The organism is Amycolatopsis sp. MtRt-6 (assembly GCF_017308975.1).
In the GTDB taxonomy this organism is placed as follows: Bacteria; Actinomycetota; Actinomycetes; order Mycobacteriales; family Pseudonocardiaceae; genus Amycolatopsis.
In genome coordinates this window covers 19332-46318 of sequence record NZ_JADWPD010000005.1, presented here as the reverse complement: position 1 = coordinate 46318, position 26987 = coordinate 19332, and the positions used below count along the sequence as shown (strand labels likewise).

Genomic DNA, 26987 nt, shown 5'->3' with positions numbered 1-26987 from the left:
GGGCTACTGGGCGGGCAGGTCGAGGGCGGCCTTGGCGGCCCTGACCAGGCCGGGATCGTCCGGAGTGGACGGTCCCGGCGCCCAGACGGCCTGCACGAGCCGCACGGAGGAGCCGTCGAGCTTGCTGGCGTAGGCGGCGTTCTCGAAGCGCGGGGCGGTGGCGCCCCACTGGCCGGTCTCGGTGGCGAGGTCGAGGATCCCGCCCCCGCCGGGTGTGTCGGCCACGGCCTTGAAGGCGGCGGCCTGGGCCGCATCGGGGAACTCGACGATCCCGACGGTGACAGCCCCGGCCCGGCCGTCGACGGTGGCGGCGTAGCTGGCGCGCTTGACGCCGGAGCAGCTGGTCTGCTGCAGGCTGGTCTGGGCATCCCCGAAGGCGTGCGAAGCACACCGCTGGTCACCGGCGGCGGCGCGGAGGGCGAACTGCAGGCTGCGCACGGGAGTGGTGGCGGGCGGCGCCGGCGAGACGGTGGCCGGCGGCGCAGCCGGCGCGGCGGCGGTGCCGTCACCGGTGGTGGCAACGGCAACGGCGGCAACGACGAGGACAACGAGCGCACCGATGGCGCCGAGGGGCAGCCAGCGGACGGTGCGCGGGGTCGCGGCGGTGGATTCGGGCTTCGGCCGGGGTCGGGGGAAGGGCTGCGGGGAGCCGGCCGAGGGCAGCGGGAGCCGAGGGACGCTCGACGGCTCGGGATTTTCGGCCGCGGCGGGCTGGGGGCCGGTTTTGCCGGGCCGGGGTGTCGTGGGGTCGGGAGATGGCGCGGTTTCGGTGGGGAGTTCGGGCGTGGCGGGGCGGTCGGCTGGCTCGGTTTTGCCGGGCCGGGGTGCCGGGTTCTCGGGCTCGGTCGAGGGATCGACGGCCGCGATTTGGTTGCTGCCGGGCCTGGGAAGGCTGAGGTTTTCGGTGCGTTCCGTCTCGGCGGCAGAGGAATCAGCCGGGTCCGGGGGCTCGGTGCCGGGGAAGACCGGTCGTGGCGGGGGATCGGCAGGGCGCTCTGGCTCGGCAGGCGAGGGAAGAACCTCGGTGGGTTCGGCCGGCGTGGTCTCCATGCCGGGGAACACCGGCCGCGCCGGTTCCTCCTCCACAGGCACTTCAGCGGGCGGGGAAGTGGTCTCCGCGGTCGGGGAAAGCTCCGGCTCGACCGCGGGTTCCGGCGCCGCGGGCTTCGGCTTGGCTTCGGCCGGGGTCTCGGTCCGCCAGTCGGTCTTGCCCGCCGTGGCCGGGGCCGCCTGCTTCGGCGTGGCCGGGCCGGAAACCGCCGTGGCGGGACCCGCGGCCGGAGCCACCGCTGGACCCGCGGCCGGAGCCGCCGCTGGACCCGCGGCCGGAGCCGCCGCTGGACCCGCGGCCGGAGCCGCCGCTGGAACCGCGGCCGGAGCCGCCGCTGGAACCGCGGCCGGAGCCGCCGCTGGACCCGCGGCCGGAGCCGCAGCCGGAACAGTGCCGTGAACCGCGGCCGGAACCACAGCCGCCGCGGCGCCCGGCTCGGCTCCGGCCGCCTCCGGGCCATCGTCCCAAAGGGACTCCGGGGGCGAGTCGTCCGTCAGCCGGCTGAAGCCCTCGCCCAGCAGGACTTCATCCGAAAACTCCGGGGCCGACGGCGCCAGCCCGCGGATCAACGCCCGGACCTGGTCCACCGACCGTGGCCGGTGCGCCGTCGCCAACGACACCGTGGCCGCCAGCATCGTCGTCGGCGTCGGGTGCAACACCCGCACCGGACCCGCCAGGTCCGAGACCGGCTGGTCCACCGTCTCCACGTACGGCCCCACCGCGATGATCGTTCCCACCGGGGCCGTCCCCGGGACCAGCGCCGCGATTCGCCTTTCGCAAGCCTGGGAAACGTCCAGGGCCTCCGTGGCCGGGTTCACCGAATCGTCGTCCGCGACCAGGGGCCAGCCGTCCGCCTTCCACGGGCCGCCCAGGGGGGCCTCCAGGCGCAATGCCGGGTCCGGGAGGTCCACGCCGATCACGATGATCACTCCGTGGGGGAGGAGCACCACCGCCTCGATCGGGCGGTCCGTCACCCCGCCCACGCCCACCAGGGCTATCCCGCCGATCACGGTGCTGCCGCGGCCCAGGGACGCCAGTGCCGCCCGGATGTCGTCCGCCACCCGGGACTGCTGCCGCTCCAGGCGCACCAGTCGCACCGCTGTCCCTCCCTGCTCGCCGTTCCGGGTCAACACGCTAGCGCGCGTAGCGCAATGATCCGTGCGACACGGGCGAGCCGCGGCCGGTTGCCCTCCGAAAGTGTGCGGCGGGTGACTTGTGGTGTTCATGTGGCCAAACGGCACGGTTGGGGTGCAGAATGTGCTACAACGCATCGGAGGCGGCATTCGGGAGCCGCGCTGAGGCCCGCGCTGCAGCTCGGAGTAGGGCGTAGGGGAAGACGTCCCTCGTCGAGCAAGCGGAGGTAGCAGTGAGCACCCGTGGCAGCACCCGAGGTGTGGTGTACGTCCACTCGTCGCCGTCTGCGGTGTGTCCGCACGTCGAGTGGGCCATTTCGGGCACCCTGGGTGCCCGCGTTGACCTGAAGTGGACGGCGCAGCCGGCCAGTCCGGGTCAGCTTCGCGCCGAGTGCGGCTGGCGCGCGCCCGCGGGCACCGGCGCCAAACTGGCGGCCGCGCTCAAGGCGTGGCCGATGATTCGGTTCGAGGTCACCGAAGAGCCCAGTGCGGGCGTCGACGGCGAACGGTTCTGCTTCGCGCCCGGCCTCGGCCTGTGGCACGGCCGGACCAGCGCCAACGGCGACATCGTGGTGGGCGAGGACCAGCTGCGCGCGCTCGTCACCATGACCCGCGGCGGCGAATCCCTCGCGCACAAGCTGGACGAGCTCCTGGCCGCGAGCTGGGACGAGGCGCTCGAGCCGTTCCGCCACGCCGGTGACGGCGCGCCGGTGACCTGGCTGCACCAGGTCGGCTGAGCCCCGGGAGGGGGCCGGTACCCTTTCCGGCGTGACCGCCCCCGCCCCCAGCTCTCGCCAGCGCTGGCTGGTGCCCGTCGTGGTCGTGGTGCTGTCCGTGACCGTCGGCGGCGGCCTGCTCGCGCGCGAGCTCTACCGCCGGCCCGACCAGCCCGCCGGCGACGCCTCCAGCTCGGTGCCGTCGCCGTCGCCGTCGAACAGCGGTGAGCCCGGCGCGGCGGACGCCGTCCGGATGACCGACGACGCCAGGGCGCACCCGCAGGCCGACGCCGTCCGCCGGCTCCTGGAGAAGTACTTCACGGCCATCAACCTCAAGCAGTACCAGCAGTGGACCGCCGTGGTCACCGACGAGCGGGCCGCCGCCCAGTCGCAGGCCGACTGGAAGAAGGGGGTTCGGACCACAAAGGACAGCGACGCCCTCGTCTACCGGATCGAGCGCTCGTCCGGGTCCTCGCTGCGGGTCCTGGTCGGGTTCACCAGCAGGCAGGCCGTCGAGGACGCCCCGCCGTTCTTCCGCGAGCCCTGCATCAAGTGGCGGCTCGTCATGCCGATGGTGATCGAGGACAGGACCCTGAAGATCGCCGCCGTCGACGGCGGGCCACCGCCCGAACACGAGAAGTGCTGACCGACGAGAAAGGGGCCCGGCCGAAGCCGGGCCCCTTCTTCGTGTCCGGAAAGCGAACTCAGGCCGCCGGGGTGAACAGCAGCGCGGTGTTGTGGCCGCCGAACCCGAACGAGTTGCTGATCGCCGCGGTCAGCTCGACCTTGCGCGGCTCGCCCGCGACGACGTCCAGCTGCACCCGCGGGTCCAGGTCCGTCAGGTTCCGGGTGGCCGGCACCAGGCCGTGGTAGAGCGCCAGGATCGTGATGATCCCCTCGACCGCGCCGGCACCGCCGACGAGGTGGCCGAGCGAGCCCTTCGGCGCCGTGACGACCACGTGGTCCCCGATCGCGTTGCGGATCGCCGCCGCCTCGCCGATGTCACCGACCACAGTGGACGTCGCGTGCGCGTTCACGTGCCCGACGTCGGCCGGGGTCACGCCGGCCATCTTCATCGCCGCGCGCATCGCGGCGATCTGGCCGACGCCCTCCGGGTGGTTGCCGGTGATGTGGTAGGCGTCCGAGGTGATGCCGTGGCCGGCGAGCGTCGCGTAGACGCGCGCCCCGCGGGCCTTCGCCAGGTCCGCGCGCTCCAGGATGACCACGCCGGCGCCCTCGCCGAGAACGAAGCCGTCGCGGCTCGCGTCGAACGGCCGCGACGCGCTCGCCGGGTCGTCGTTGCGCGTGGAGACCGTGCGGGCCTGGGCGAACCCGGCCAGCGTGATCGGGTGGATGCACGCTTCGGCGCCCCCCGCGATCACGACGTCGGCGCGCCCGGAGCGGATCATCTCCACCCCGCTGGCGATGCCCTCGGCACCCGAGGCACAGGCCGAGGCCGGGGAATGCACCCCGGCCCGCGCCCGGAGGTCGATGCCCACGTGCGCGGCCGGGCCGTTCGGCATCAGCATCGGCACGGTCAGCGGCGACACCTTGCGGAGACCCTGCTGGTGCAACAGGTCGTTCTGGGTGAGCAGGGTGACCGGGCCGCCGATGCCGGTGCCGATCGACACGCCGAGGCGGTCGGGGTCGACGTCGGTGTGCTCGTCGGTCGGCTCGGTGTACCCGGCGTCCGCCCACGCCTGCCGGGCGGCGATCAGCGCGACCTGCTCGCAGCGGTCCATCCGGCGGGCCTGGACCCGGGGCAGGACATCGGCCGGCTCGACGGCCAGCTGACCGCCGATCTTGACCGGCAGCTGCAGCTCCTCGACCCAGTCGGCCTCGATCGCGCGAACCCCGCTCGCCCCGGCCAGCAGACCGTCCCAGGTGGACGTGACGTCCCCGCCGAGCGGTGTGGTGGCGCCGAGACCGGTGATCACGACGTCGATGTTGCTCATGGGAGTCTCCTCAAGGAGGGAAGAGGACTTACTTCGAGTTGGCGGACACGTAGTTCACCGCGTCGCCCACGGTCTTCAGGTTGGCGAGCTCGTCGTCCGGGATCTTGACGCCGAACTTGTCCTCGGCCTGCACGGCGATCTCGACCATCGACAGCGAGTCGATGTCCAGGTCGTCCACGAACGACTTCTCGGCGGTGACGTCGTCCTGAGCCACACCGGCGACCTCTTCGACGATCTCGGCGAGGCCGGCGAGGATCTCAGCGTTGTCAGCCATGGGGTAGTTCCCTTCTCGGTCTTTCTGGGGTCTTGTTTCCCTCGGGCGAGTGCCCGCGGGGAGCGTAACGGTGATCAGGGGCAGACGAACGCCTGCCCGGCGTAGGACAGGCCCGCGCCGAACCCGACCGCCAGCACCAGGTCGCCGGGCTTCGCCGTCCCGGCCTTGCGCATGTGGTCGAGCGCGAGGGGGATGGACGCCGACGAGGTGTTGCCGGAGTACTTGATGTCGTCGGCGACGACCATGTCGTCGCGGGCGCCGTTGGCCCGCAGCTTCTTCGCGATCGCCTCGACGATGCGCAGGTTCGCCTGGTGCGGGATCAGCACGTCCACATCGGACGGCTTGAGCCCGGCCGCCTCCAGCGCGCCCAGCGCGATCGGCGCGATCTGGGTCGTCGCCCACCGGAAGACCGACTGGCCCTCCTGGTAGATGTACTTCTCGTCGCGCATGTAGATCAGGTCGACCAGGTCGCCCGCGCTGCCCCAGGAGACCGGGCCGATCTGCGGCTCGTCGGACGCGCCGACCACCGCGGCGCCCGCGCCGTCGGCGAAGATGATCGCGTTGGCCCGGTCGACCGGGTCGACGGAGTCGGTGAGCTTCTCCGAGCCGATGACCAGGACCTTCTTCGCCGAGCCCGCCCGGATCAGGTCCGAGGCGACACCCAGGCCGTAGCAGAACCCGGCGCACGCGGCGTTGAGGTCGAAGGCACCGGGGCTGGGGATGCCGATCCGGGCCGCCACCTGCGCGGCGGCGTTCGGGATGAGCGTCCGCATCGTGCAGTTCGGCAGGATGACGGTGTCCACTTCGGACGGCTCGACACCGGCGTCTTCGAGGGCGGCCTTGCCGGCGGCCACGGCGAAGTCGGTGAGCTCCTCGTCCTTCTCGGCGAACCGCCGCTCGACGATCCCGACACGCGATTGGATCCACTCGTCGGTGGTGTCCATGATCTTCGAGAGGTCGTCGTTGGTGACGATCTTCTCCGGCTGCGCGCTGCCGATACCCAGCACGCGGCTGCCGCGGGAGCCGGTGGTGAGGCTCAGGGCGGGTCGGTCGGTCACGAGGCGTCCTCCTGGCGCAGCGTCGCCAGCTCGGCCGGCGTCTTCAGCGCGGTGGTAGTGGTGACGACGCCCTTGAGCTGCCGCTTGACCAGGCCGGTCAGGGTGCCCGCGGGCGCGAGTTCGATCGTGTGGGTGACGCCGACGGCGACCAGGCCGTCCATCGTCAGGTCCCAGCGGACCGGCCGGGTGACCTGGGAGACCAGCCGCTCCAGGTACTCGGCCCCGCTGGTGACGACGGCACCGTCCGCGTTGGACAGCAGCGGGCGGGTGGGGTCTGCCGGGGTCAGCTCGGCGGCGTGGGCGCGCATCGCCTCTTCGGCGGGCGCCATGTACCGCGTGTGGAACGCGCCGGCGACCTTGAGGGCGCGGATCTTCGTGCCTTCGAGGGGCTCGGCGACGATCTTCGCGATCGTGTCGGCGGCACCGGAGGCGACGATCTGCCCGGCGCCGTTGCGGTTCGCCGCGGTCAGGCCCTGCTCTTCGAGCCACGCGACGACCTGCTCGGGGTCGCCGAGCATGACCGCGGCCATCGACGTCGGTTCCATCGCGCACGCCTTCGCCATCTCGGCCCCGCGGACGGCGGCGAGCGCGACGGCGTCTTCGGGCTGCAGCACCCCGGCGATCGCGGCGGCCGCGAGCTCGCCGACGGAGTGGCCGGCGACCGGCGCGTCCGCGGGCACCGGCGCGGTGGCCTGGAGGTGCTCGAAGGTGAGCAGCGACAGCGCGACGATCAGCGGCTGGGCGATCGCGGTGTCCTGGATCTCGTCGGCGTCCGCCTCGGTGCCGAGGCGGAGCAGGTCGAGCCCGGCGCGGTCGGACCACTGCGCGACGCGCTCGCGCGCGCCGTCGAGGTCGAGCCAGGGCGTGAACATGCCGGGGGCCTGGGACCCCTGGCCGGGAGCGAGGACTGCTGCTGTCACCCTTCAAGACAACACTCCGGGGCGGCTTCCCGGGGATGCCGACGCTCACAGTGTCTGTGCGGCGTCTTTGTCGGAACCCTCCAAAGAAGGGCGGGGGAAGCTCGCGCGTAACCCGGATGCCTTGTCGGGTTCAATCACCTTTCGCTGTTAAGTCCATCACGTGACGCCCGTCTCGGGAAGAGGCGGTCCTGCGGGGTTTCAGCCAAGCTTCTCGGCCAAGGCGACGATGAGACCTTCGGGGCCGCGGACGTAGCAGAGCCGGTAGCTGTCTCCGTACTGCACCAGCTCGCCGACGGGCTCGGCGCCGTGCCGGCGCACCCGGGCGAGGACGGCCTCGATGTCCTCGACGGCGAACATGAGGCGACGGAGACCGAACGCGTTCAGCGGTGCCGGTCCGGGGGCGGCCGGCGGCGCCGGCTCGTGGAACTTCATCAGCTCGAGCCGCCCGTGGCCGTCCGGGGTCCGGACCACCGCCAGGTCGCACCGGACGCCTTCGAGCGCGACGAGGCTGTCCACCGGCGGCCCTTCGACCGTGGCCTCGCCCTCGAGCTCCAGGCCGAGACCGACGAAGAACGCGATCACCGCCGCCAGGTCTTCGACCACGATGCCGATGTTGTCCAGCCGCTGGATCGTCATGGTTTCTCCTCGGTCACGCGGCCTCGATGGCCGCTCGTGCTCCGGGGACGGAGCCGGCGGCCGGTTCTCGACACCGAGGTGTCACCAGAGGCCGCGGGCCCTCGCCAGCCGTCCGACGGTCAGCGCGATCCGCAGCACCAGGGCGTCGCGCGGGTCGGTTGCCTGGCAGCCCGTCAGGTCCGCCGCCTTCCGCAGCCGGTAGCGGACCGTGTTCGGGTGGACGAACAGCGTCTTCGCGCACGTCTCCAGCACGCCGCCACTCTCCAGGTACGCCTCGACTGTGCGCTGCAGCGTCGGTCCGGCCTCTTCCAACGGCCGCGCGATCGTGTCCACCAGCAGGCGCTCGGCCTCCGCGTCCCCCGACAGGGCGCGCTCGGGCAGCAGGTCCGCCGAGCGCACCGGCCGGGGCGCGCCCGGCCAGCCGACCACGGCCCGCAGGCCGGACAACGCCTCCGTCGCGCTGTGGTGGGCTTCGGCCAGGGTCGGCACCGTCGGGCCGGCGACCACCGGGCCCTCGGCGAACGCCACCGACATGCGGGTCAGGATCTCCCGCTCCTTGACCCCGCCCTCGGTGGGCCCGCCGACCACGACCACCAGCCGGGACCCCTGCACCGACAGCAGCACCGGGCGGCCGACGCGGGCCGCGCGGCTGCGGACCTCGAACACCACCGTCGGCGGGTCCTCCGACGGCGGGTTGCCGACGAGCACGGTGGCCGCCGCCGTCGGGTCCCAGCCCAGCGCCGTGGCCCGCGACAGCACCGACTCCTCGGCGTCGCCGCGGACGATGCCGTCGACGACCAGCGCCTCCAGCCGGGCGTCCCACGCGCCGCGCGCTTCCGCCGCGGCGGCGTAGGAATTCGCCGCCGCGAAAGCGATTTCGCGGCCGTATCGGAGGATTCCCTCGATCAGGGCGGCCCGTTCCGCTTCGTTCGCCGCGAACTCGGGCAGCTGCTCCTCGAACACCTCGATGGCCAGCCGCACCATGCCGACCGCCTGGCGCAGGCTGATCCACCGCGACAGCTCGGCCGGCGCGTCGCGGAACGCCTCGGTCGTGAGCTTCAAGGCCTCTTTGGAATCCCGCAGCCAGTCGACGAAGCCGGCGGCGCCGGCCTGGGTGATCAGCAGGACGCTCGCGCGCTGGTCGGCGGGCAGCCGGGCGAACCAGGGCAGCCGCCGCTCCATCACCGTGATGCTCGCGCTCGCGAGGCTGCCGGACGCGTGCTCCAGCCGCCGGAGCGTCTTCGCGGACAGTCCGTGGTGCTTCGGCACCCGGCGCGGGGCGGTGGTTCCATCCATGGCGCCCGCGATCCTACGTGCCCGCAACTTTGGTAGCCCCTCGCGGCAACGCACGAGGGTGGCCGGGGCGTGTACGCACTGCCTAGGATCGGGGCCACACGAGAACGGGGGAACCGGAATGACCGGTTTAGAGATCGACGGGATTTCCAAACGCTACGGTGACGTGGTCGCTCTTCGCGAAATGACGTTCGACGTCCGGCCGGGGGAATTGTTCGGCTTCGTCGGCAGCAACGGCGCCGGCAAGACCACGACCATGCGGATCGCGCTCGGCGTGCTGTCCGCCGACGCCGGCGAAGTCCGCTACGACGGCGCGCCGGTGACGCACGAAACGCGCCGCCACATCGGCTACATGCCCGAAGAACGCGGCCTCTACCCGAAGATGAAGGTGGCCGAGCAGCTGACGTACCTCGCGCGGCTGCACGGGATGTCGACGGCGGACGCGCGGTCGTCGACCGAAAAGTGGACCGAACGGCTGGGCGTCGCCGGCCGCCGCGACGACGAGGTGCAGAAGCTCAGCCTCGGCAACCAGCAGCGCGTCCAGCTGGCCGCCGCGCTGGTGCACGAGCCGCGCATCCTGGTGCTCGACGAGCCGTTCTCCGGCCTCGACCCGGTCGCGGTCGACGTGATGAGCCAGGTGCTCAAGGAAAAGGCGGCCGAGGGTGTGCCTGTCGTGTTCTCCAGCCACCAGCTCGATCTGGTCGAACGGCTCTGCGACCGCGTCGGAATCGTCCGGAGTGGACAGATGGTGGCCGTCGGCACGGTCGGCGAGCTGCGCGTCGGCGGCACGACGCGGCTGCGGGTCGACGTCCCCGAGGCCGCCGACGGGTGGGCCGACGGCCTGCCCGGGGTGAAGGTGCTCGGCCGGACGGGCGCGGTGACCGAGCTCGAACTGGGCGAGGACGCCGACGACCAGGCCGTGCTCAAGGCGGCGCTGGCCACCGGGCCGGTCCGCGAGTTCGCCCGCGAGCAGCCGTCGCTGACCGAGCTGTTCCGTTCCGTCGTCACCACCGAGGAGGTGGCCGCGTGAGCACCCCGGTCCCGGACGTCCGGATGAGCCCCACCGCGGCGGTGGGCCTGGTCGCCTCCCGCGAGATCAGCACCCGGCTGAAGTCGAAGGCCTACCGGATCAGCACGGTGGTCACGCTGCTGCTGATCGTGGCCGGCATCTTCGTGCTCAAGCTGATCTCCGGCGGCGGCGCCGACTCGAAGGTCGGGTACACCGCCGCGACCGCCGCCTTCTCCGCGCCGCTGACCGCGGCCGGGAAGGCCCTCGACGAGAACATCGAGACCACGCAGGTCGCCGACGAGGCCGCCGGGCGGGCGCAGCTGGCCGACGGCTCGCTCGACGCGCTGCTCACCGGCGACGGCCGGAGCGTGCACGTCCAGGTGAAGAAGGACCTCGACGGCAAGCTCGCGAACGTCCTGCAGATGCTGTCCCAGCAGGTAGCGGTGACCCAGCAGGTCGCCGCGCTGGGCGGGGACCCCGTCCGGTTCCAGGCCGCGGTCGCCTCGGCGAAGTTCATCGAGGACCCGCCGCTGGAGCAGCCCTACGACTACAACGGTCAGCAGCTCGTGCTGGGCATCATCGCCGGCGTCCTGATCTACATGTCCCTCCTGCTCAACGGCCAGAGCGTCGCGCAGGGCGTCGTCGAAGAGAAGACGTCGCGGGTGGTCGAGCTGCTGCTGTCGACGATCAAGCCGTGGCAGCTGATGGCGGGCAAGGTGCTCGGCATCGGGGTGGTGGGGCTGTTCCAGATGGTCGTGATCGGCGTCGTCGGGGTGGTGACCGCGCTGGCCGCGGACGTGCTGACGATCTCCGTCTCGGCGGCCGTGGGCACCGTCGTCTGGCTGGTCGTCTGGTACCTGCTCGGGTTCTTCCTGTACTCGATCGTGTTCGCCGCGCTCGGGGCGCTGGTTTCGCGTCAGGAAGACATCGGCGGCGCCACGATGCCGGCCATGATGCTGGTGATCGCCGGATACGTGATCGGCATTTCCGTGCTGCCGTCGGATCCGGGCAACACGTTCGTCGAAGTGCTTTCGGTGATTCCGGTGTTCTCGCCGACGCTGATGCCGATGCGGCTGGCGATGGGCGGAGTGCCCGTTTGGGAAGCCGTGGTGTCGGTGGGGCTGGTGGTGCTGATGATTCCGGGGCTGATCTGGTTCGCCGCGCGGATCTACCGGAACGCCGTCATGCGCACCGGCGCGAAAGTGAAACTGCGCGACGCCCTGCGCGCGGCCTGACGTCGCTCAAGCCGGATTCGTCCGGTTAATGCTCGAGGCCGCCCGGCGCTTGCGGTTTACGCTGCGCCGGACGGCCTCGTCTCCCCGGTCCCCACCGGTAGAACCAGTATGGCCACGGGTGATCTTCGCGCGCCAGTCGTCTCACTCGATCGTGGGGCGCACGAGTTGCCGCCCCTGGGTACTTGATCGACGATCCGGTGCAAATCCGTGGAGGGAGTCGGTATGGGCGAGCAACTGAAGGACGGGCTCGGGCAGGCGTGGGCCATGGTGGCCACGTTCGTCCCGAAACTCGTGGGTTTCCTGATCATCCTGCTGATCGGCTGGTTGATCGCGAAAGCCGTCTCGAAAGGGCTGGCGCTCGTGCTCGGGAAAGCCGGTTTCGGGAAACTGGTCGAGCGGACCGGGCTGAGCGGAAAGGTCGGCCAGCAGAAGATCGACGCGACCGGGATCCTCGTCAAATTGGTCTACTACTTCATTCTGCTGATCGCGCTGCAGCTGGCGTTCGGCGTGTTCGGGCCGACCAACCCGGTGAGCCAGCTGCTCAACGACATCATCGCGTTCCTGCCGCGGATCGTGGTGGCGCTGGTGCTCGTCGTGGTGGCCGCGGCGATCGCGAAGGTGGTGCGGGACGTCGTCGCGTCCGCGCTGTCCGGCCGCGGGGCGGCGCGCCCGCTTTCCCTGGCGGCCTACTGGCTGATCATGGCGTTCGGCATCATCGCGGCGCTCGGCCAGGTGAACATCGCGACGGCGATCACCGGCCCGGTGCTGATCGCGGTGCTGGCGACGATCGGCGGCGTGATCGTGGTCGGCTTCGGCGGCGGCCTGATCAAGCCGGCCCAGGACCGCTGGCGCGGCTGGATCGCGAACATGGAGCACCAGCTGGAGACGCCGGCGCAGCGCACCGGCGAGATGGGCACCGGCCCGGCGGCCCCGCGCGCGCCGGTCGGCGCGGACAGCACCCCGACGCCGCCGGTCGGCACCCCGCGCCCGCAGGCCTGACACCGACCGCTCCAAGCACCCCAATGTGGCGTTGGGTGCGTCAGACGCACCGAACGCCACTTTGGGTGCGTGGGATGCACCGAACGCCACATTGGGTGCGTGGGATGCACCGAACGCCACTTTGGGTGCGTGGGATGCACCGAACGCCACATTGGGTGCGTCAGATGCACCCAACGCCACATTGGGTGCGTTGGGGTCCCGCGGTCCGGCGGTCGAGGAAGCCGCCGGACCGCGCCGGCCTGGCTGGCCCGGCGAGCGCCCGGGGCCGCCATCGACGCGCGGCGGCTGCGGCCCACCATCACCGGCCTGCCCCCTCGGGCGTCCACGCGCGCGTCGTCCGCGGTGGGTGCTCCACCTCGGTGACGTCCAGACCGTGGGATGTCTCGCCCCTCACACTCCCTGGGGAATTCACTCGCCGGCGAGCATGTTGGGAGCGGTAGGACGAAAGGGGCGTGACGTGGACTTCCTGCTGCACCACGGGATCACCGTGCTCGGCCAGTGGATTTCGATCGCGGAGCTCGCCGGGCAGGTGTTCGCGCTCGCCGTCGTGTTCCTCGCGCAGCGTCGCACCCTGTGGACGTGGCCGGTGCAGGTCGGGGCCACCGTGCTGCTGTTCGCCGTCTACGTCTCCGCGCACCTCGGCGGGCTCGCCGCGCGGCAGGTCGCCATCCTCGCCATCTCCGTCTACGGCTGGTGGGCCTGGACGCGCCGCCAGGACCCGGTGTTCGGCGTCGTCGTCCGGAAGGGCCGGCTCGCCGAACGGCTCGCCATGATCGGCGCCTTCGTCGTCGGCACCACGGTGATGGCGCTGGTCCTCGACGCGCTGAACGCGTCCTGGGCGCCCTGGCCGGACGCCGCCATCTTCGTCGGCACCCTCGTCGCCTTCGCGGCGCAGGGGCTCGGGCTGGTGGAGTTCTGGCTGGTCTGGCTGGCCGTCGACGCGATCGGCGTGCCGCTGCAGATCTCGTCCGGGCTGTACTTCTCCGCCGCGATCTACATCGTGTTCGCCGGCCTCGTCGTGCACGGCTGGTGGAGCTGGAACCGCTCGGCTCAGCGCGTCGCCGCCCGGCCCGGGGTCACGGCAGCATCCAGCTGAGCGCCGCGGTGCTCTGACCCCAGACGATCAGGCACATCACCAGCAGCAGCCCGATGCTCCACGGCAGCACCTTCCGCAGCAGCTTCCCCTCTTCGCCGGGCAGGTTCGCCGCCACGCAGGCGATCGTGAGGTTCTGCGGCGAGACCATCTTGCCGAGGACGCCGCCGGAGCTGTTCGCCGCGGCCAGCAGGTCCGCGGGCAGGCCGGTCTGGTGCGCCGCCGTCACCTGCAGGGCGCCGAACAGCGCGTTGGCCGAGGTGTCCGACCCCGAGACGGCGACGCCGAACCAGCCCAGCACCGGCGAGAGGAACGCGAGCCCGGCGCCCGCGGCGGCGATGAACGTGCCGATGGTGGTCGTCTGGCCGGACAGGTTCATGACGTAGGCCAGCGCGAGCACGCCGGTCACGGTGAGGATCGCGAACCGCAGCTCCTTGACCGTGGCCAGCCACTCCCGCGCGGTGTCGCCCGCCTTCACCGCGAGGATCGCCGCCGTGACGACGCCGGCCAGCAGCACGAGCGTGCCGCCGGTGTTGAGCAGCGGCAGCGAGAACGTGTTGCCGGACACCGGTTTCCCGTTCGGCGCGGCGACGTTCAGGCCGGGCCAGTGGAACTTCCAGGTCGCCTTGTCCAGCAGCCGCTTGACCGGCGGCAGCACGGCGATCGAGAAGATCACGATGATGAGCAGGTACGGCAGGTAGGCCTTGACGACGTCGTCGCGCGAATCCGCCGGCGGCGTTTCGGCGGTCGCCGTCCCGCCGGAGCCGATCCGGACGGCTTCGGGCACCGGGCGGCGGGTGTGGGGGAGCGCCACGAGCGCGGCCGCGCCGGCCAGCGCCGCGCCGATGTCGGCCAGCTGCGGGGACACGTAGTTCGAGGCGAGGAACTGCACGAGCCCGAACGCGACGCCGCAGACCAGCGCGGGCAGCCAGGTGTCCTTCAGGCCGCGCTTGCCGTCGACGATGATCACCAGCAGCAGCGGCACGACGAGGGCGAGCAGCGGCGTCTGGCGCCCGACGATCGACGAGACGTCCTGCAGCGGCAGGCCGGTGACCTGCGCCAGCGTCACGACCGGGGTGCCCATGGCCCCGAACGCGACCGGCGCGGTGTTGGCGACCAGCGCGACGACGGCCGCCTTGACCGGGTGGAACCCGACGGCGACCAGCATCACGGCGCTGATCGCGACCGGCGCGCCGAACCCGGCGAGGGCCTCCATGAGCGCGCCGAAGCAGAAGGCGATGATCAGCGCCTGGATGCGCGGGTCGTCGGAGATCCGGCCGAACGAGCGGCGCAGGACGTCGAAGTGCCCGGTCCGCACGGTGAGCCGGTAGATCCACAGCGCGTTGACGACGATCCACATGATCGGCCACAGCCCGAAGGCGGCACCCTGCAGCGCCCCGGAGACGGCCTGCACGACCGGCATCCCGTACGCGGCGATGCCGACGACGAGCGCGACGAGCAGCCCGAGGAGGGCGGCGTGGTGCGCCCGCATCCGGACGGCGCCGAGCAGCACGAGGACGGTGGCCAGCGGGAGCACGGCGACGAGCGCGGAGAGGCCCAGGGAGCCGAGGGGAGTGAGATCTTGGACGAACACGGGCGACCTCCGTTTTCCACGATGCGAAAACGGCCTTTCGGCGGGTGTCCGAGATCTTCGTCACAAACCAGGCGGTCCGTCAAGAACTTGAGACCAGTTGGCCCAACCGGTCAAGAGTTGACCGGCAGCACCGCGAGCGCGGTCTCGGCGATGCCGCGCAGGTCGGCTTGGTCGCAGCCGCCCTTGCCGAGGGCTTCGATGCCGCGCATGGTCGCCAGCAGGAGGCCGGCCAGCCGGGCCGGGTCGTGCCCGCCGGCGATGTCCCCCGCGCGCTGGGCTCCCGCGACGCAGGCCGTCAGCAGGCTGTTCAGTTCGCGGAACGCCTTGCGGGCGCGGTTCGCGATCTCGGGGTCGTGCTCCGCGCACTCGGCGGCGGCTTTCGCGATGAGGCAGCCCCGGTGGATGTCGTCCGCGGCGACGGATTCGGCGTCGGCCAGGACGTAGTCGCGGAGGCGCTGGTAGGCCTCGCTGTCGGGGCCCTCGAGCTTGCGGCGCACGCCTTCGACCGCGGTGGCGCAGTGGTCGTCGAAGATGCGCACGAAGAGGGCGTGCTTGTCGCCGAAGGCGCCGTAGAGGCTGCCTTTGCCGAGGCCGGTCGCGGCGGCGATGTCGTCGATCTTCGTGCCCGCGTAGCCGGTCGACCAGAACCGGTCCCGCGCCGTGCGCAGGACCGCGCCTTCGTCGAAGCCGCGGGGTCTCGCCATGGCTCCAGGATAGGCATTCTTGACTGCTTCGTCCAGAACGGCGTACGTTCTGGACGAGACAGTCAAGAATTTGGGAGGGCAGCATGAAGCTGGCGAACAAGACCGCGCTCGTGACCGGCGCCGGGACCGGCATCGGGCTGGGGATCGCGAAGCGGTTCGCGGCGGAGGGCGCGCACGTCGTCATCACCGGACGGCGCAAGGAGGTCCTCGACGACGCCGCCGCCGAGATCGGCGGCTCGGTGCAGGCGATCCGCGCCGATTCCTCGAACCTCGCCGACCTGGACGAGGTCTACCGCGCGATCGCCGAACGCGGCCGCGGCCTGGACGTCGTGGTGGCCAACTCTGGCAGCGGCGTGTTCGCCCCGCTCGGCGAGATCACCGAGGAGCAGTTCGACGCGACCTTCGGCACCAACGTCAAGGGCGTGCTCTTCACCGTCCAGAAGGCGCTGCCGCTGCTGAACGCGAACGCGTCGATCATTCTCACCGGCTCGACGACGTCGACGCGGGTCAGCCCGGCCTTCAGTGTCTACGCGGCGACGAAAGCGGCCGTACGCAACTTCGCCCGCAGCTGGGCGCTCGACCTGAAGGGGACGGGCACACGGGTCAACGTCCTGAGCCCCGGACCGACGCACACCCCGGGCCTGCTCAGCCTGGTGGACGAGGACGCGCAGCAGGGCCTGGTCGACGACCTCGTCGCCAGGGTCCCGCTGGGCCGCCTCGGTGACCCCGCGGAAATCGCCGCCGCGGCGCTGTTCCTGGCGTCGGCGGAGGCGAGCTTCGTCAACGGCGTCGAGTTCTTCGTCGACGGCGGCGCGGCACAGGTTTAACGCAAGGTGGCGTGGCTCGGCGTCAGGTCATTCAGGGTCCGGACGCCGAGCAGCTGCATCGTGCGGACCAGCTCGGTCCGCAGGATGTCCACGCAGCGCTGGACGCCGCGCTCGCCGCCGGCCATCAGGCCGTACAGGAACGCGCGGCCGATCAGGACCGCGTCGGCGCCGCGGGCGATGGCCGCCACGATGTCGCCGCCGGACAGGATGCCCGTGTCGATCCAGACCTCCGCCTCGCCCTGGATCTCGTCGAGGACCGCCGGGAGCAGCTCCAGCGGCGTCGGCGCGCGGTCGAGCTGGCGGCCGCCGTGGTTCGAGATCAGCACCGCGTCCGCGCCGTGCTTGACGACGTCGCGGGCGTCGTCGACGTTCTGCACGCCCTTGACCACCAGGTTCCCCGGCCAGGTCCGGCGGACCCAGTCGAGGTCGTCGTAGTTCAGCGTCGGGTCGAACAGCTTGTTGAGCAGCTCGGCCACGGTGCCGTCGAAGTGGCTGAGCGAGGCGAACCGCAGCGGCTCGGTGGTGAGCAGGTTGAACCACCACGCCGGGTGCAGCGCGCCGTCGAGGAACGTCTTGAGCGTCAGCGCCGGCGGGATGGTCAGGCCGTTGCGGACGTCGCGCAGCCGGGCGCCGCCGACCGGCGTGTCGACCGTCAGCATCAGCGTGTCGTAGCCCGCAGCCCACGCCCGATTCATCAGATCTTCGCCGGCGCCGTGGTCGCGCCAGACGTAGAGCTGGAACCACTTGCGGGCACCCGGGGCGGCCTCGGCGAGGTCTTCGATCGACGTCGTCGCCATCGTCGAGAGCCCGACCGGGATGCCGGTGCGCTCGGCGACGCGGGCCACCGCGCGCTCGCCCTCGTGCTGCATCATGCGGGTGAAGCCGGTGGGGGCGAAGGCGAACGGCAGCGCGGACGTCTTGCCGAGGATCTCGCGGCTGGTGTCCACGTCGGACACCCCGCGCAGCACGTTCGGGTGGAACTCGACGCGCCGGTAGGCCTGCCGGGCGCGGCGCAGGCTGTCCTCCAGCTCGGCCGCGCCGTCGGTGTAGTCGAACGCCGCCCGCGGGGTGCGCTTGCGCGCGATCGTCCGCAGGTCGGCGATGGTGTGCGCGTTCGCCAGCCGCCGGTCCGTCGGGTTCAGCACGATCGGCTTCGGCCGCAGGATCTGCTGCAGCTCACTCGGCTTGGGCAGCCGGCGCTTCGTCACCTTCATCACTCCCTACGCGCAAGGGCCCGGCAGACATCCGATGTCTGCCGGGCCCTGAACCTAGCAGCAGGTCACGCGTTCCCGGAATCCGACGTCTGCGGCCCGGCGGCCGCGATGTCGTCGAGCCGGTACTTCGTGGCCGCTTCGAGGACCTTCGCCTTGTCGACCTCGCCGCGCTTGGCGAGGATCGACAGCGCCCCGACGGTGATCGACTCGGCGTCGACCAGGAACTTCCGCCGCGCCGCGGGCCGGGTGTCGGAGAAGCCGAAGCCGTCCGTGCCCAGCGTCAGCATGTCGGTCGGGACGTACGGGCGGATCAGGTCCGGCACCGCGCGCATCCAGTCCGACACCGCCACGACCGGCCCGTTCGCGCCGCGCAGCTTCTCGGTCACGTACGGCACGCGCGGCTCGCTGCCCGGGTAGAGCAGGTTGTCGTGGTCGATCTCGACGGCTTCGCGCCGCAGCTCGGTCCACGACGTGGCCGACCACACCGCGGCCCGCACACCCCACTCCTCGGCGAGCATCTTCTGCGCCTTGAGCGCGTCCGGCATCGTGACGCCCGAGACCAGGATCTGCACCTCGGGGCCGTCGCCCGCGGGGGCGTCGGCGTACTTGTACAGACCCTTCAGCAGGCCGTCGACGTCGAGGTTCTCCGGCTCGGCGGGCTGCTGGTAGGGCTCGTTGTAGATCGTCATGTAGTAGAAGATGTTCTCGCCGTTGCCGTCCGGGCCCGTCTCGCCGTACATCCGGCGGAGACCGTCCTTGACGATGTGCGCGATCTCGAACGACCACGCCGGGTCGTAGGTGACCGCGGCCGGGTTCGTCGCCGCCAGCAGCAGCGAGTGCCCGTCCGCGTGCTGCAGGCCCTCGCCCGTCAGCGTGGTCCGGCCGGCGGTGGCGCCGAGGACGAACCCGCGGGCCATCTGGTCGGCGGCCGCGTACAGGCCGTCACCGGTCCGCTGGAAGCCGAACATCGAGTAGAAGATGTAGATCGGGATCATCGGCTCGCCGTGCGTGGCGTACGACGTGCCGACGGCGGTGAACGACGCGGTCGAGCCCGCCTCGTTGATGCCCTCGTGCAGCAGCTGGCCCTTCTCGGACTCCTTGTAGGCCAGCATCAGGCTCGCGTCGACCGACGTGTACGTCTGGCCGTGCGGGTTGTAGATCTTCGCCGTCGGGAACATCGAGTCGAGGCCGAAGGTGCGGGCCTCGTCCGGGATGATCGGGACGACGCGCTTGCCGATCTCGGAGTCCTTCGCCAGCTCGCGGACCAGCCGGACGAACGCCATGGTGGTGGCGACCTCCTGCTTGCCGGAGCCCTTCCGGATGCCCTCGTAGACCTTGTCGCCGGGCAGGACCAGCGCCTTCGCGGCCTTCGGACGGCGTTCCGGCAGGAAGCCGCCGAGCGCCTTGCGGCGGCCGATCATGTACTCGATCTCGGGCGAGTTGGCGCCCGGGTGGTAGTACGGCGGCAGCTTCGGGTCGCGCTCGAGCTCCTCGTCGCTGATCGGGATCCGCTGCGAGTCGCGGAACAGCTTCAGGTCGTCGAGGGTGAGCTTCTTCATCTGGTGCGTGGCGTTGCGGCCCTCGAACGCCGGGCCCAGGCCGTAGCCCTTGATCGTGTGGGCCAGGATCACCGTCGGCTGGCCGTGGTGCTCCAGCGCCGCCTTGTACGCCGCGTACACCTTGCGGTAGTCGTGGCCGCCGCGCTTGAGGTTCCAGATGTCGGCGTCGGAGAGGTCCTTGACCAGATCCTTCGTCCGCGGGTCGCGGCCGAAGAAGTGCTCGCGGACGAAGGCGCCGTCGTTGGCCTTGTACGTCTGGTAGTCACCGTCCGGGGTGACGTTCATCAGGTTGACCAGCGCGCCGTCGCGGTCGGCGTGCAGCAGCGAGTCCCACTCGCGGCCCCAGATCACCTTGATGACGTTCCAGCCGGCGCCGCGGAAGTACGACTCCAGCTCCTGGATGATCTTGCCGTTGCCGCGCACCGGGCCGTCGAGCCGCTGCAGGTTGCAGTTGATCACGAAGGTCAGGTTGTCGAGGCCTTCGCCGGCGGCCACGTGGATGAGGCCCCGCGACTCGGCCTCGTCCATCTCGCCGTCGCCGAGGAACGCCCAGACGTGCTGGTCGTCGGTGTTCTTGATGCCGCGGTCGCGCAGGTAGCGGTTGAACCGGGCCTGGTAGATGGCGTTCATCGGGCCGAGGCCCATCGACACCGTCGGGTTCTCCCAGAACTCCGGCATCAGCCGCGGGTGCGGGTACGACGGCAGGCCGCCGCCCTCACCCGCGTGGCTGTACTCCTGGCGGAAGCCGTCGAGCTGCGACTCGGAGAGCCGGCCTTCGAGGAAGGCGCGGGCGTAGATGCCGGGGGAGGCGTGACCCTGGATGTAGATCTGGTCGCCGCCGCCGGAGTGGTCCTTGCCGCGGAAGAAGTGGTTGAAGCCCACCTCGTAGAGGGCGGCCGAGGAGGCGTAGGTCGAGATGTGACCGCCGACACCGACGCCCGGGCGCTGCGCGCGGTGCACCATGATCGCCGCGTTCCAGCGGATCCAGGCGCGGTAGCGGCGCTCGATGTCCTCGTCGCCCGGGAACCAGGGCTCGTTCTCGGTGGGGATGGTGTTGACGTAGTCCGTCGAGGTCAGAGCCGGGACGCCGACGTTCCGCTCCCGGGCCCGCTCGAGGATGCGCAGCATCAGGTACCGGGCTCGCTGCTGCCCGCCCCTCGCCAGGGCCTCGTCGAAGGAGTCCAGCCACTCGGCGGTCTCCTCCGGGTCGATGTCGGGCAGGTGCGCCGCCAGTCCGTCACGGATGACGCGTACGCGTGCCGGGGTCTCCTTGCCGGAGGCGCCGTCGTTCTGCGGGGCCAAGGGGTCTCCTTGCGAAAAGTTGTAGCCGGTGGTGCTCGTACGCGGGGGTGTACGACTCTCCATCGTCGTCTTCCGTCCCGGCTTCCGCACCGCTACTTGGCGGTAACATAGGCCGACCCGGTCGAGCCACTCCCAGCGCGCGGTGTATCGCGCGCGCGTTTTCTTCCTCCCCACCCTAGGGGACGACCCCCGGTGGGGTGGCAGACCGGGGGCGCCAGGCACCCGAAACGCCGTCGCGGGCGACCGCCGGCGGGCCGTATCCTGCGACACGAGTTGTCAAAGATCCGGTGTGGACGGTTGCGCGCGGAGCCTCACCAGTGTTCGCTATCGGCAACCGGGTCGCCGAGTGTGGCGGAGTCGTACCCTCCGAGGGTGCTGCGAAGCCACGCTCCGTCGTAGTTGGAGGAGTGAAAGCAGTGGTCGCCGCGGGAGACGCTGATCAGAGCAGCGTCGCCGAGAGGCTCGGCATCAAGCCCGAGATGGTGGTCCAGGAGATCGGCTGGGACGAGGACGTCGACGACGACGTCCGCGCGGCGATCGAGGAGCAGATCGGCGGGGAAATCCTCGACGAGGACGCCGACGAGGTCATCGACGTGGTGCTGCTCTGGTGGCGCGAGGACGACGGCGACCTGGGCGACGCGCTCATCGACGCCAGGGGCCCCCTGGAGGAAACCGGGGTGATCTGGGTCCTGACCCCCAAGACGGGACAGCCAGGGCACGTCGAGCCGAGCGAAATCGCCGAAGCGGTGCCCGCCGTCGGACTGGCCCAGACCGCCAACATCAGTGTCGGCCCGAACTGGATCGGCACCCGCCTGGTGTCGCCGAAGTCGAAGTCGAAGCAGCGCTGAACAAGTCCCGCCGGACGGACACGATAGGGTTGTTGTCGCAGGCACGTGTCCGTTCGGGAGAGGAAACGCTGGTATGACCGTCGAGGTCGGTTCTGAGGCCCCTGACTTCACGCTCAACGACTACAACAAGCAGCCGGTCCAACTGTCGTCGTTCCGCGGTGACAAGCCGGTGCTGCTGGTGTTCTACCCGTTCGCGTTCAGCAGCATCTGCACGGGCGAGCTGTGCCAGCTCCGCGACGAGTTCGCGGACTACGACAACAAGGGCATCCAGGTCCTGGGCGTCTCGGTCGACACGCCGTTCTCGCTCAAGGCGTGGGCCGAGAAGGAGGGCTACCAGTTCCCGCTGCTGTCCGACTTCTGGCCGCACGGCGAGGTGGCCCAGGCGTACGGCGTGTTCAACTCCGACGCCGGCCTGGCCGTGCGCGGCACGTTCCTGATCGACAAGGACGGCGTCGTGCGGTTCGCCGAGGTCAACGCGCCGGGCGAGGCGCGCGACCAGCAGGGCTGGAAGAAGGCCGTGGCCGAACTGACGGCCTGAGTTTTCGCGGCGGCGGTCCTCCCGGGCCGTCGCCGTCCGGGCGCATAGCTCAGCGGAAGAGCACTCGGCTTACACCCGAGCGGTCGCAGGTTCGAACCCTGCTGCGCCCACCGATTGCCCACCGCGGTCCCGTTCGGGTGGTTGGCGGGTTTCGCCGCGCGGCGCTTCTCGGGTTGTCGCACACTGGCCGGTGTTGATCTTCGCCTCGGCGAAACGTCACCCCGGCGGTCAGGAGTGTCCGAACGTGAAGCGTGCCGTGAAGAACCTGGTGATCGGGGCGGGAGCCGCCGCGGTGCTGACTCTTTCGCTGGGTGGCGTGGCGAGCGCGAAGGAGGCCGGCGACTACTACGGCCCGTTCGCCACCGAAGGGGAGTGCGAGAGCGCCAGGGTGTTGTTCAACTACAGCGACCCCTGCTACTGGTCACTCCAGGGCGGCGGCACCTGGTGGTTCTACGGCGGCTTCTAATTCGCTGGCCCACCCGCCGGGCACGTCACTGGCCTCCGCCGGGTGCTCGCCGACGAGGCGCTGGCCGACGCCGCCGTGGAAGTCGAGCGGGTCGGCACCGGCACCGGCTACCGGTTGTGGTCGGCGACCTACGACCGGCCCAATTCCGCCTTCGACCTCGACGAGCCCGTGGTCACCGAGATCGTCGGCGCGCTGCCCGCGGGGGTGGCGCTCGATGCCGCCTGCGGGACCGGTCGCTACGCCGGGCTCCTGGCCGGGCGCGGCCACCGGGTCATCGGGATCGACCGCTCGCCCGAGATGCTCGCGTGGGCGCGCACCCGGGTGCCGCGGGGCGCGGTCCCGCCCGTGCGCGGTGCCGACGGCAGGCCCGGCCGGCTGGCTTCCCACCGTCACCCGATCGGGGACTACCTTCGTGCCGCGCCGGCGGCGGGACTGCAGGTGCGCCGGTGCGAGGAACCAGCGGTGGACAGCTTGCCGCTACGGAACCGGCAGCCACGCCCGGACCGTGGGACCTGTGGCCGTGGAGCCTGGCCGCCCTGGTGCCCGAAGCGGCACGAGCCGTCGCCGCGGGGCGCGCCGGCGCTGGTCGTCTGGCACTTCCAGCGGTGACATCGCCGTTCACCCCGCCATGGCCGGTTCCGGTGCGACGGCCTTCATGCGGCGCAGCGTCGTCACCAGCAGTGCCAGGCCCGCGAACAACCCGGCCGCGATCACGCCCGTCACGTTCAGCGCCGTCGTGAACGCCGCCTTCGCCTGCTCGGCCAGCTCCGGCCGGGTGACGTCGACGGCCGGCGTGGTGCCCGCCGGGAACACGCCGTGGTACACCGCCGCCGCGGTCAGGCCGATGAGCGCCATGCCCAGCGAGCCGCCCAGGTAGTTGCCCGTGTCCGCCATCGAGGCCGCCGAGCCCGCGCGCTCCGGCGGGACCGAACCCACCACCAGGCCGATGCCCAGCGCGAACAGCGGGCCCGTGCCCAGCGCCAGCACCGTGATGCCCGCCACCACCGGCACCACGCCGTCGGTGAGGACCAGCAGGAGGCTGCCCGCCGCCGACACCGCGAGGCCGCCCGCGATCGCCGTCGCCGGGGTCCAGCGGCGGGTGAGCGCCGGCGCCGTCATCGTGCCCGCCGCCACGCCGAGTCCCATCGGGGCGAACAGCAGCGCCGCGGCGACCGGGGAGTGGCCGAGGACGCTCTGCAGGTACTGCGTCACCAGCAGGCCGACGCCGGCCATCGCGACCCCGGCGAACACCAGCGCCACCAGCACCGCGGTGAACGGGCCGCTCCGGAACAGCCGCAGGTCCAGGAGCGGCGACGGCGTCGTCAGCTGACGGCGGGCGAAGGCGATGCCCAGCAGCGTCCCGGCGGTGATCGCGGCGACCGGCAGGACCGGCGAGCCGGTGGTCAGCTGCTTGAGGCCGAACACGATCAGCAGCACCGCACCCAGCGAGAGCCCGACCCCGGGCAGGTCCAGCCGGCCGGACGCCGGGGCGCGGAACTCCGGCAGCAGGACCGGCCCCGCGGCGAGCAGCACGGCGACGGCCGGGACGGCGACCAGGAAGACCGAGCCCCACGAGAAGTGCTGGAGCAGGAAGCCGGCGAACACCGGGCCGGCCGCGCCGCCGGCGAACTGGCAGGTGGCCCAGATCGCGATGGCCTTCCCGCGCTGCTTCTCGTCGCGGAACATGTTGGTGATCAGGGCGAGCGTCGACGGCATCAGCGTCGCCCCCGCCACCCCGAGCGCCCCGCGGACGACGATGAGCATCACCGGCCCGGTCGAGAACGCGGCGACGATCGACAGGAGCCCGAACGCCCCGCCGCCGGCGAGCAGCAGCCGCCGTCGCCCGATCCGGTCGCCGAGCGTGCCCATGGTGATGACGAACCCGGCGACGACGAAGCCGTAGCTGTCGGTGATCCACAGCTGTTCGGTGCTGCTCGCGCCGAGATCGGCGCTCAGCTGCGGCAGCGCGAGGAACAGCGACGTCATGTCCATCGCGACGAGCAGGGTGGGCAGCACGAGCACCGCCAGGCCCAGCCACTCCCGCCGTCCGGCCGGCTTCTCCATGTTCGGCTCCTTCTCCGTGGTCCGTTTGCCAGGAGGTCGGAGCCGCCGCGGGGAACCGGACACGGGTTCCGGAATTTTTCCGCGCCGGTCACGGCCGTCCCGGCGAACCCGCCGGGACGGCCGTGACAGTGGTCAGCCGCAGTGCCAGCGCACCGGCGCCTTGGTGCGCTCCGGCACGTACACCGTGGCGCTGCCGAGCACGTCGCCGCTCTCGGTGATGTCGCTCACCTGGACGTCCTGGCCGCCGAGGACGACGACCTGCGTGGGACCTCCGTCGGCGGGGGCGAGCACCGTCTCCCCGTAGGGCCCGGATCCGACGACATCCCCGGCGGCGTTCATCGCGTCCGGGTATCGCAGCCCAGGCAGTGCCCGCTCGACCGAACCGTCGTGCCGCCACACGTAGCCGGCCCCGCCGTCACCGGCGTATCCGGCGACGCTGTCCGCGTTGACGGCCTTCGGAACGACGTCGCCGGTGGAAACCGGCGACGTGAGACCGACGGGATCGCCGGCCTCCCGCAGCAGGTAGCCCGCCAGGCCGCCGCCGGTGGACCAGAAGGCGAAGGCCGCCGCGATGGTGCCCTCGTCGTCGATGTCTCCCGCGACCTCGTACTCCTGGCTCGGCACCGGCACCAGCTCCACGGTGCCCGGCGCCGCCGCGGGCCACCGGACCAGCCGGTGCACCCCGTTGGCCGCGGTTTCCCCGACGAGGCCCACGACGTCACCGCGTGCGTTGACCCGCCACGCCTTGCTGTTGGTGTAGCCCGGCGGCTCGGGCAGCCGCTCGAAGCGACCGCCGGTGTACCGCACGGCGTGGTTCAGGGGGAACTCCCCGAACTCCCGCGGATCCATGAAGGAGCCGACGGCCACTCCGGCCGCGTTCACGTCGATCAGTTCGGTGTCCAGGCCGAACGCCGCGCCGAGCACCTGGACGCCGTCCGCCCGCCACACCGCGCCCACGCGCGGCTCGCCGGTCGCGTCCGGCCACAAGGTGCCGGCGACCGCCCCCGCTCCGTCTCCCTTCCCGAGGCCGTCCAGCCGGTAGGCCTCCGGCACCGGCAAGACGGTCTGCCGCCACTGGCAGCCCTCCGCCGCTGCCGCTGTGGCCGGCGCCCCGGCCAGTACCGCCCCCGCGAGCACCGCCACCGCGATGTACTTCCCCCTGTTGCGCAAACGTCCTCCTCGAATCTCGGGCCAACCCCCGACCGAACACCTCCGATTCTAGTGGCGGGCACCGACAGAAACGGGATTCCTGTTGCCGCGCAAAGGTTTTGGTTTGATGGGAATGTGGTTGCCGGAGCCGGCGGCCGCCCCGGGACGCCGTCGCCGAGGCCTACCGCGAATTCGCCGAGGGGACGCGAACGGCCGCACGCCGTGCCCGCTGATCGGGCGCTTTGTCAAGATCCGCACGCAAGGACCCGAACTTCTTGCGCGAAACGCCGAAAATCCCGCATGCCCGTAACGGGTGATCGTCGGCGGCCGACAGGCAGTGCGGCAAGTGACCAACTCACCTGAGGGGGAACCTGTGAAGGGTTCAGGGTTTTTGCAGCGAGCCGCCGCCGTCATCGCGGTGCCCGTGCTCGCCGTGCTCGTGGGGACCGTGCCGGCGCAGGCGCAGCCGGTCGCCACCGGATCACTGTCGTTCAGCGGGGACGAGGGCGACTACATCAGCGGAGGGAGCACCTACGCCTACTCGACGGACGCGAAGGACCGGCTCACGGTCAACGCGTCCGCGGACCGCAACCACATCGCCGTGAGCGTCAGCGGCTTCAACAGTGACTGGTGGACGCTCGACCTGGCCGCACCCAGCGGCACGGCCCTGACCGCGGGCACCTACGGCGAAGCGACCCGGTACCCGTTCCAGGGGGCCAACGCGCCGGGGCTGAGTCTGAGCGGGAACGGCCGGGGCTGCAACGAACTGATCGGGACGTTCATCATCCAGAACGTCGTCTTCGGGCCGCACGGGTACGTCCAGACGCTCGACGCCGCGTTCGAGCAGCACTGCGAAGGCGGCAAGCCCGCCGCGCGCGGTGAGGTGCACATCGCGAACCCGCCGGCTCCGCCGGAGCTCGGGATCGGGCTCAAGGTGGCCACGGACGGCACCGCGAGCACGCTCAACGGCAACGCGTACCTGCACGGCACCGTCGACTGCACCGCCGCGGCCAAGGTGACCCTGAGCGGGGCCACGACGCAGGTCAAGCGCAACGTCATCATCCGCGGCAACTACACGACGCAGGTCGCCTGCACGCCGGGCACGCCGGCGCCGTGGCAGGCGACCGTGGTGCCCACCGGCACCACGCCGTTCCAGAAGGGGAAGGCCGAGGTCGTCACCCAGGCGACCGCGCTCGACCCGGTCTACAACACCAACGTCTCGGTCGACGACACCACCGTCGTCACCTTGGTGAAGGGCTGATTTCCCGGCCGTGGGGGGGGCGGGGGGGGGGGCCCCCCCCCGCCCCCCCCCCCCCGGCCGGCGCGGCGGGCGCGGGGGCGCGCGGGGGG

25 protein-coding genes and 1 tRNA gene are annotated in these 26987 nt (G+C 71.5%); 13 read left to right on the top strand and 13 right to left on the bottom strand.

Features of this window, described 5'->3' with window-relative positions:
* Window positions 1-3: 3 nt before the first annotated feature.
* Window positions 4-2148, bottom strand: a complete 2145-nt coding sequence (locus tag I4Q55_RS10820) for a hypothetical protein (protein WP_206786555.1) — start codon at window positions 2146-2148, stop codon at window positions 4-6.
* 269 nt (window positions 2149-2417) lie between these two features.
* Here I4Q55_RS10820 and I4Q55_RS10815 point away from each other — a divergent pair, with 269 nt between their 5' ends.
* Complete coding sequence (locus I4Q55_RS10815; protein WP_206786553.1) at window positions 2418-2921, top strand: DUF3145 domain-containing protein; 504 nt, start codon at window positions 2418-2420, stop codon at window positions 2919-2921.
* Window positions 2922-2952: 31 nt separating this feature from the next.
* Window positions 2953-3546 carry a hypothetical protein gene (locus I4Q55_RS10810; protein WP_206786551.1) on the top strand — a complete coding sequence of 198 codons (594 nt, stop codon included), beginning with the start codon at window positions 2953-2955 and terminating at the stop codon, window positions 3544-3546.
* Between the two features lie 58 nt (window positions 3547-3604).
* Here I4Q55_RS10810 and I4Q55_RS10805 read toward each other — a convergent pair whose 3' ends face one another.
* From I4Q55_RS10805 to I4Q55_RS10780, 6 genes are all read right to left on the bottom strand, one after another.
* Complete coding sequence (locus tag I4Q55_RS10805) at window positions 3605-4855, bottom strand: beta-ketoacyl synthase (protein WP_206786549.1); 1251 nt, start codon at window positions 4853-4855, stop codon at window positions 3605-3607.
* A gap of 28 nt (window positions 4856-4883) precedes the next feature.
* Window positions 4884-5129, bottom strand: coding sequence for an acyl carrier protein (locus I4Q55_RS10800; RefSeq protein WP_004559006.1), 246 nt, complete (start codon window positions 5127-5129; stop codon window positions 4884-4886).
* Window positions 5130-5203: 74 nt separating this feature from the next.
* Complete coding sequence (locus I4Q55_RS10795) at window positions 5204-6187, bottom strand: beta-ketoacyl-ACP synthase III (RefSeq protein ID WP_206786547.1); 984 nt, start codon at window positions 6185-6187, stop codon at window positions 5204-5206.
* Window positions 6184-7107 carry an ACP S-malonyltransferase gene (locus I4Q55_RS10790; RefSeq protein ID WP_307793178.1) on the bottom strand — a complete coding sequence of 308 codons (924 nt, stop codon included), beginning with the start codon at window positions 7105-7107 and terminating at the stop codon, window positions 6184-6186. Before I4Q55_RS10790 ends, I4Q55_RS10795 begins: the two co-directional genes overlap by 4 nt.
* 198 nt (window positions 7108-7305) lie before the next feature.
* Window positions 7306-7743 carry a VOC family protein gene (locus tag I4Q55_RS10785; protein WP_206786545.1) on the bottom strand — a complete coding sequence of 146 codons (438 nt, stop codon included), beginning with the start codon at window positions 7741-7743 and terminating at the stop codon, window positions 7306-7308.
* A gap of 81 nt (window positions 7744-7824) precedes the next feature.
* Window positions 7825-9039, bottom strand: a complete 1215-nt coding sequence (locus tag I4Q55_RS10780; protein WP_206786543.1) for a CdaR family transcriptional regulator — start codon at window positions 9037-9039, stop codon at window positions 7825-7827.
* 118 nt (window positions 9040-9157) lie between these two features.
* Between I4Q55_RS10780 and I4Q55_RS10775 the strand changes: the two genes are divergently transcribed.
* From I4Q55_RS10775 to I4Q55_RS10760, 4 genes are all read left to right on the top strand, one after another.
* A complete protein-coding gene (locus tag I4Q55_RS10775; protein WP_206786541.1) occupies window positions 9158-10066 on the top strand; it encodes an ABC transporter ATP-binding protein in 909 nt (302 codons plus the stop codon).
* 23 nt (window positions 10067-10089) lie between these two features.
* Window positions 10090-11280, top strand: coding sequence for an ABC transporter permease (locus tag I4Q55_RS10770; RefSeq protein ID WP_206787382.1), 1191 nt, complete (start codon window positions 10090-10092; stop codon window positions 11278-11280).
* Window positions 11281-11502: 222 nt separating this feature from the next.
* Entirely contained in the window at window positions 11503-12279 is a 777-nt protein-coding gene (locus I4Q55_RS10765) for a hypothetical protein (protein WP_206786532.1), read from the top strand.
* Window positions 12280-12736: 457 nt separating this feature from the next.
* Window positions 12737-13375 carry a nicotinamide mononucleotide transporter family protein gene (locus I4Q55_RS10760; RefSeq protein ID WP_206786530.1) on the top strand — a complete coding sequence of 213 codons (639 nt, stop codon included), beginning with the start codon at window positions 12737-12739 and terminating at the stop codon, window positions 13373-13375.
* On the opposite strand, the gene I4Q55_RS10755 is transcribed toward I4Q55_RS10760, so the two are convergent.
* Both I4Q55_RS10755 and I4Q55_RS10750 read right to left on the bottom strand, forming a co-directional pair.
* Window positions 13356-14966 carry an L-lactate permease gene (locus tag I4Q55_RS10755; protein WP_206786528.1) on the bottom strand — a complete coding sequence of 537 codons (1611 nt, stop codon included), beginning with the start codon at window positions 14964-14966 and terminating at the stop codon, window positions 13356-13358. The genes I4Q55_RS10760 and I4Q55_RS10755 overlap by 20 nt on opposite strands.
* A gap of 110 nt (window positions 14967-15076) precedes the next feature.
* Window positions 15077-15670, bottom strand: coding sequence for a TetR/AcrR family transcriptional regulator (locus I4Q55_RS10750; RefSeq protein ID WP_206786526.1), 594 nt, complete (start codon window positions 15668-15670; stop codon window positions 15077-15079).
* Window positions 15671-15753: 83 nt separating this feature from the next.
* Between I4Q55_RS10750 and I4Q55_RS10745 the strand changes: the two genes are divergently transcribed.
* A complete protein-coding gene (locus I4Q55_RS10745) occupies window positions 15754-16497 on the top strand; it encodes an SDR family oxidoreductase (RefSeq protein WP_206786524.1) in 744 nt (247 codons plus the stop codon).
* Here I4Q55_RS10745 and I4Q55_RS10740 read toward each other — a convergent pair.
* Window positions 16494-17705, bottom strand: a complete 1212-nt coding sequence (locus I4Q55_RS10740) for an alpha-hydroxy acid oxidase (protein ID WP_307793190.1) — start codon at window positions 17703-17705, stop codon at window positions 16494-16496. The two genes, I4Q55_RS10745 and I4Q55_RS10740, sit on opposite strands and share 4 nt — an antisense overlap.
* A 71-nt stretch (window positions 17706-17776) precedes the next feature.
* Entirely contained in the window at window positions 17777-20572 is a 2796-nt protein-coding gene (gene aceE / locus I4Q55_RS10735; protein WP_206786516.1) for a pyruvate dehydrogenase (acetyl-transferring), homodimeric type, read from the bottom strand.
* A 416-nt stretch (window positions 20573-20988) separates the two neighbouring features.
* Here aceE and I4Q55_RS10730 point away from each other — a divergent pair, with 416 nt between their 5' ends.
* The 5 genes from I4Q55_RS10730 to I4Q55_RS10710 all read left to right on the top strand — a co-directional run bounded on the left by I4Q55_RS10730 (window position 20989) and on the right by I4Q55_RS10710 (window position 23033).
* Window positions 20989-21420 carry a DUF3052 domain-containing protein gene (locus I4Q55_RS10730; protein WP_206786514.1) on the top strand — a complete coding sequence of 144 codons (432 nt, stop codon included), beginning with the start codon at window positions 20989-20991 and terminating at the stop codon, window positions 21418-21420.
* Window positions 21421-21493: 73 nt separating this feature from the next.
* A complete protein-coding gene (locus tag I4Q55_RS10725) occupies window positions 21494-21958 on the top strand; it encodes a peroxiredoxin (protein WP_206786512.1) in 465 nt (154 codons plus the stop codon).
* A gap of 38 nt (window positions 21959-21996) precedes the next feature.
* Window positions 21997-22068, top strand: a tRNA-Val gene (locus I4Q55_RS10720).
* A 134-nt stretch (window positions 22069-22202) separates the two neighbouring features.
* Window positions 22203-22424 carry a hypothetical protein gene (locus I4Q55_RS10715; protein ID WP_206786510.1) on the top strand — a complete coding sequence of 74 codons (222 nt, stop codon included), beginning with the start codon at window positions 22203-22205 and terminating at the stop codon, window positions 22422-22424.
* Window positions 22425-22466: 42 nt separating this feature from the next.
* Window positions 22467-23033, top strand: coding sequence for a class I SAM-dependent methyltransferase (locus I4Q55_RS10710; RefSeq protein WP_307793177.1), 567 nt, complete (start codon window positions 22467-22469; stop codon window positions 23031-23033).
* A gap of 9 nt (window positions 23034-23042) precedes the next feature.
* On the opposite strand, the gene I4Q55_RS10705 is transcribed toward I4Q55_RS10710, so the two are convergent.
* Window positions 23043-24488: an MFS transporter gene (locus tag I4Q55_RS10705; protein WP_206786507.1), complete on the bottom strand. Its 1446-nt coding sequence runs from the start codon at window positions 24486-24488 to the stop codon at window positions 23043-23045.
* Window positions 24489-24620: 132 nt separating this feature from the next.
* Window positions 24621-25658, bottom strand: coding sequence for a hypothetical protein (locus I4Q55_RS10700; protein ID WP_206786505.1), 1038 nt, complete (start codon window positions 25656-25658; stop codon window positions 24621-24623).
* Window positions 25659-26028: 370 nt separating this feature from the next.
* Between I4Q55_RS10700 and I4Q55_RS10695 the strand changes: the two genes are divergently transcribed.
* Complete coding sequence (locus I4Q55_RS10695) at window positions 26029-26898, top strand: hypothetical protein (protein WP_242545739.1); 870 nt, start codon at window positions 26029-26031, stop codon at window positions 26896-26898.
* Window positions 26899-26987 lie beyond the last annotated feature (89 nt).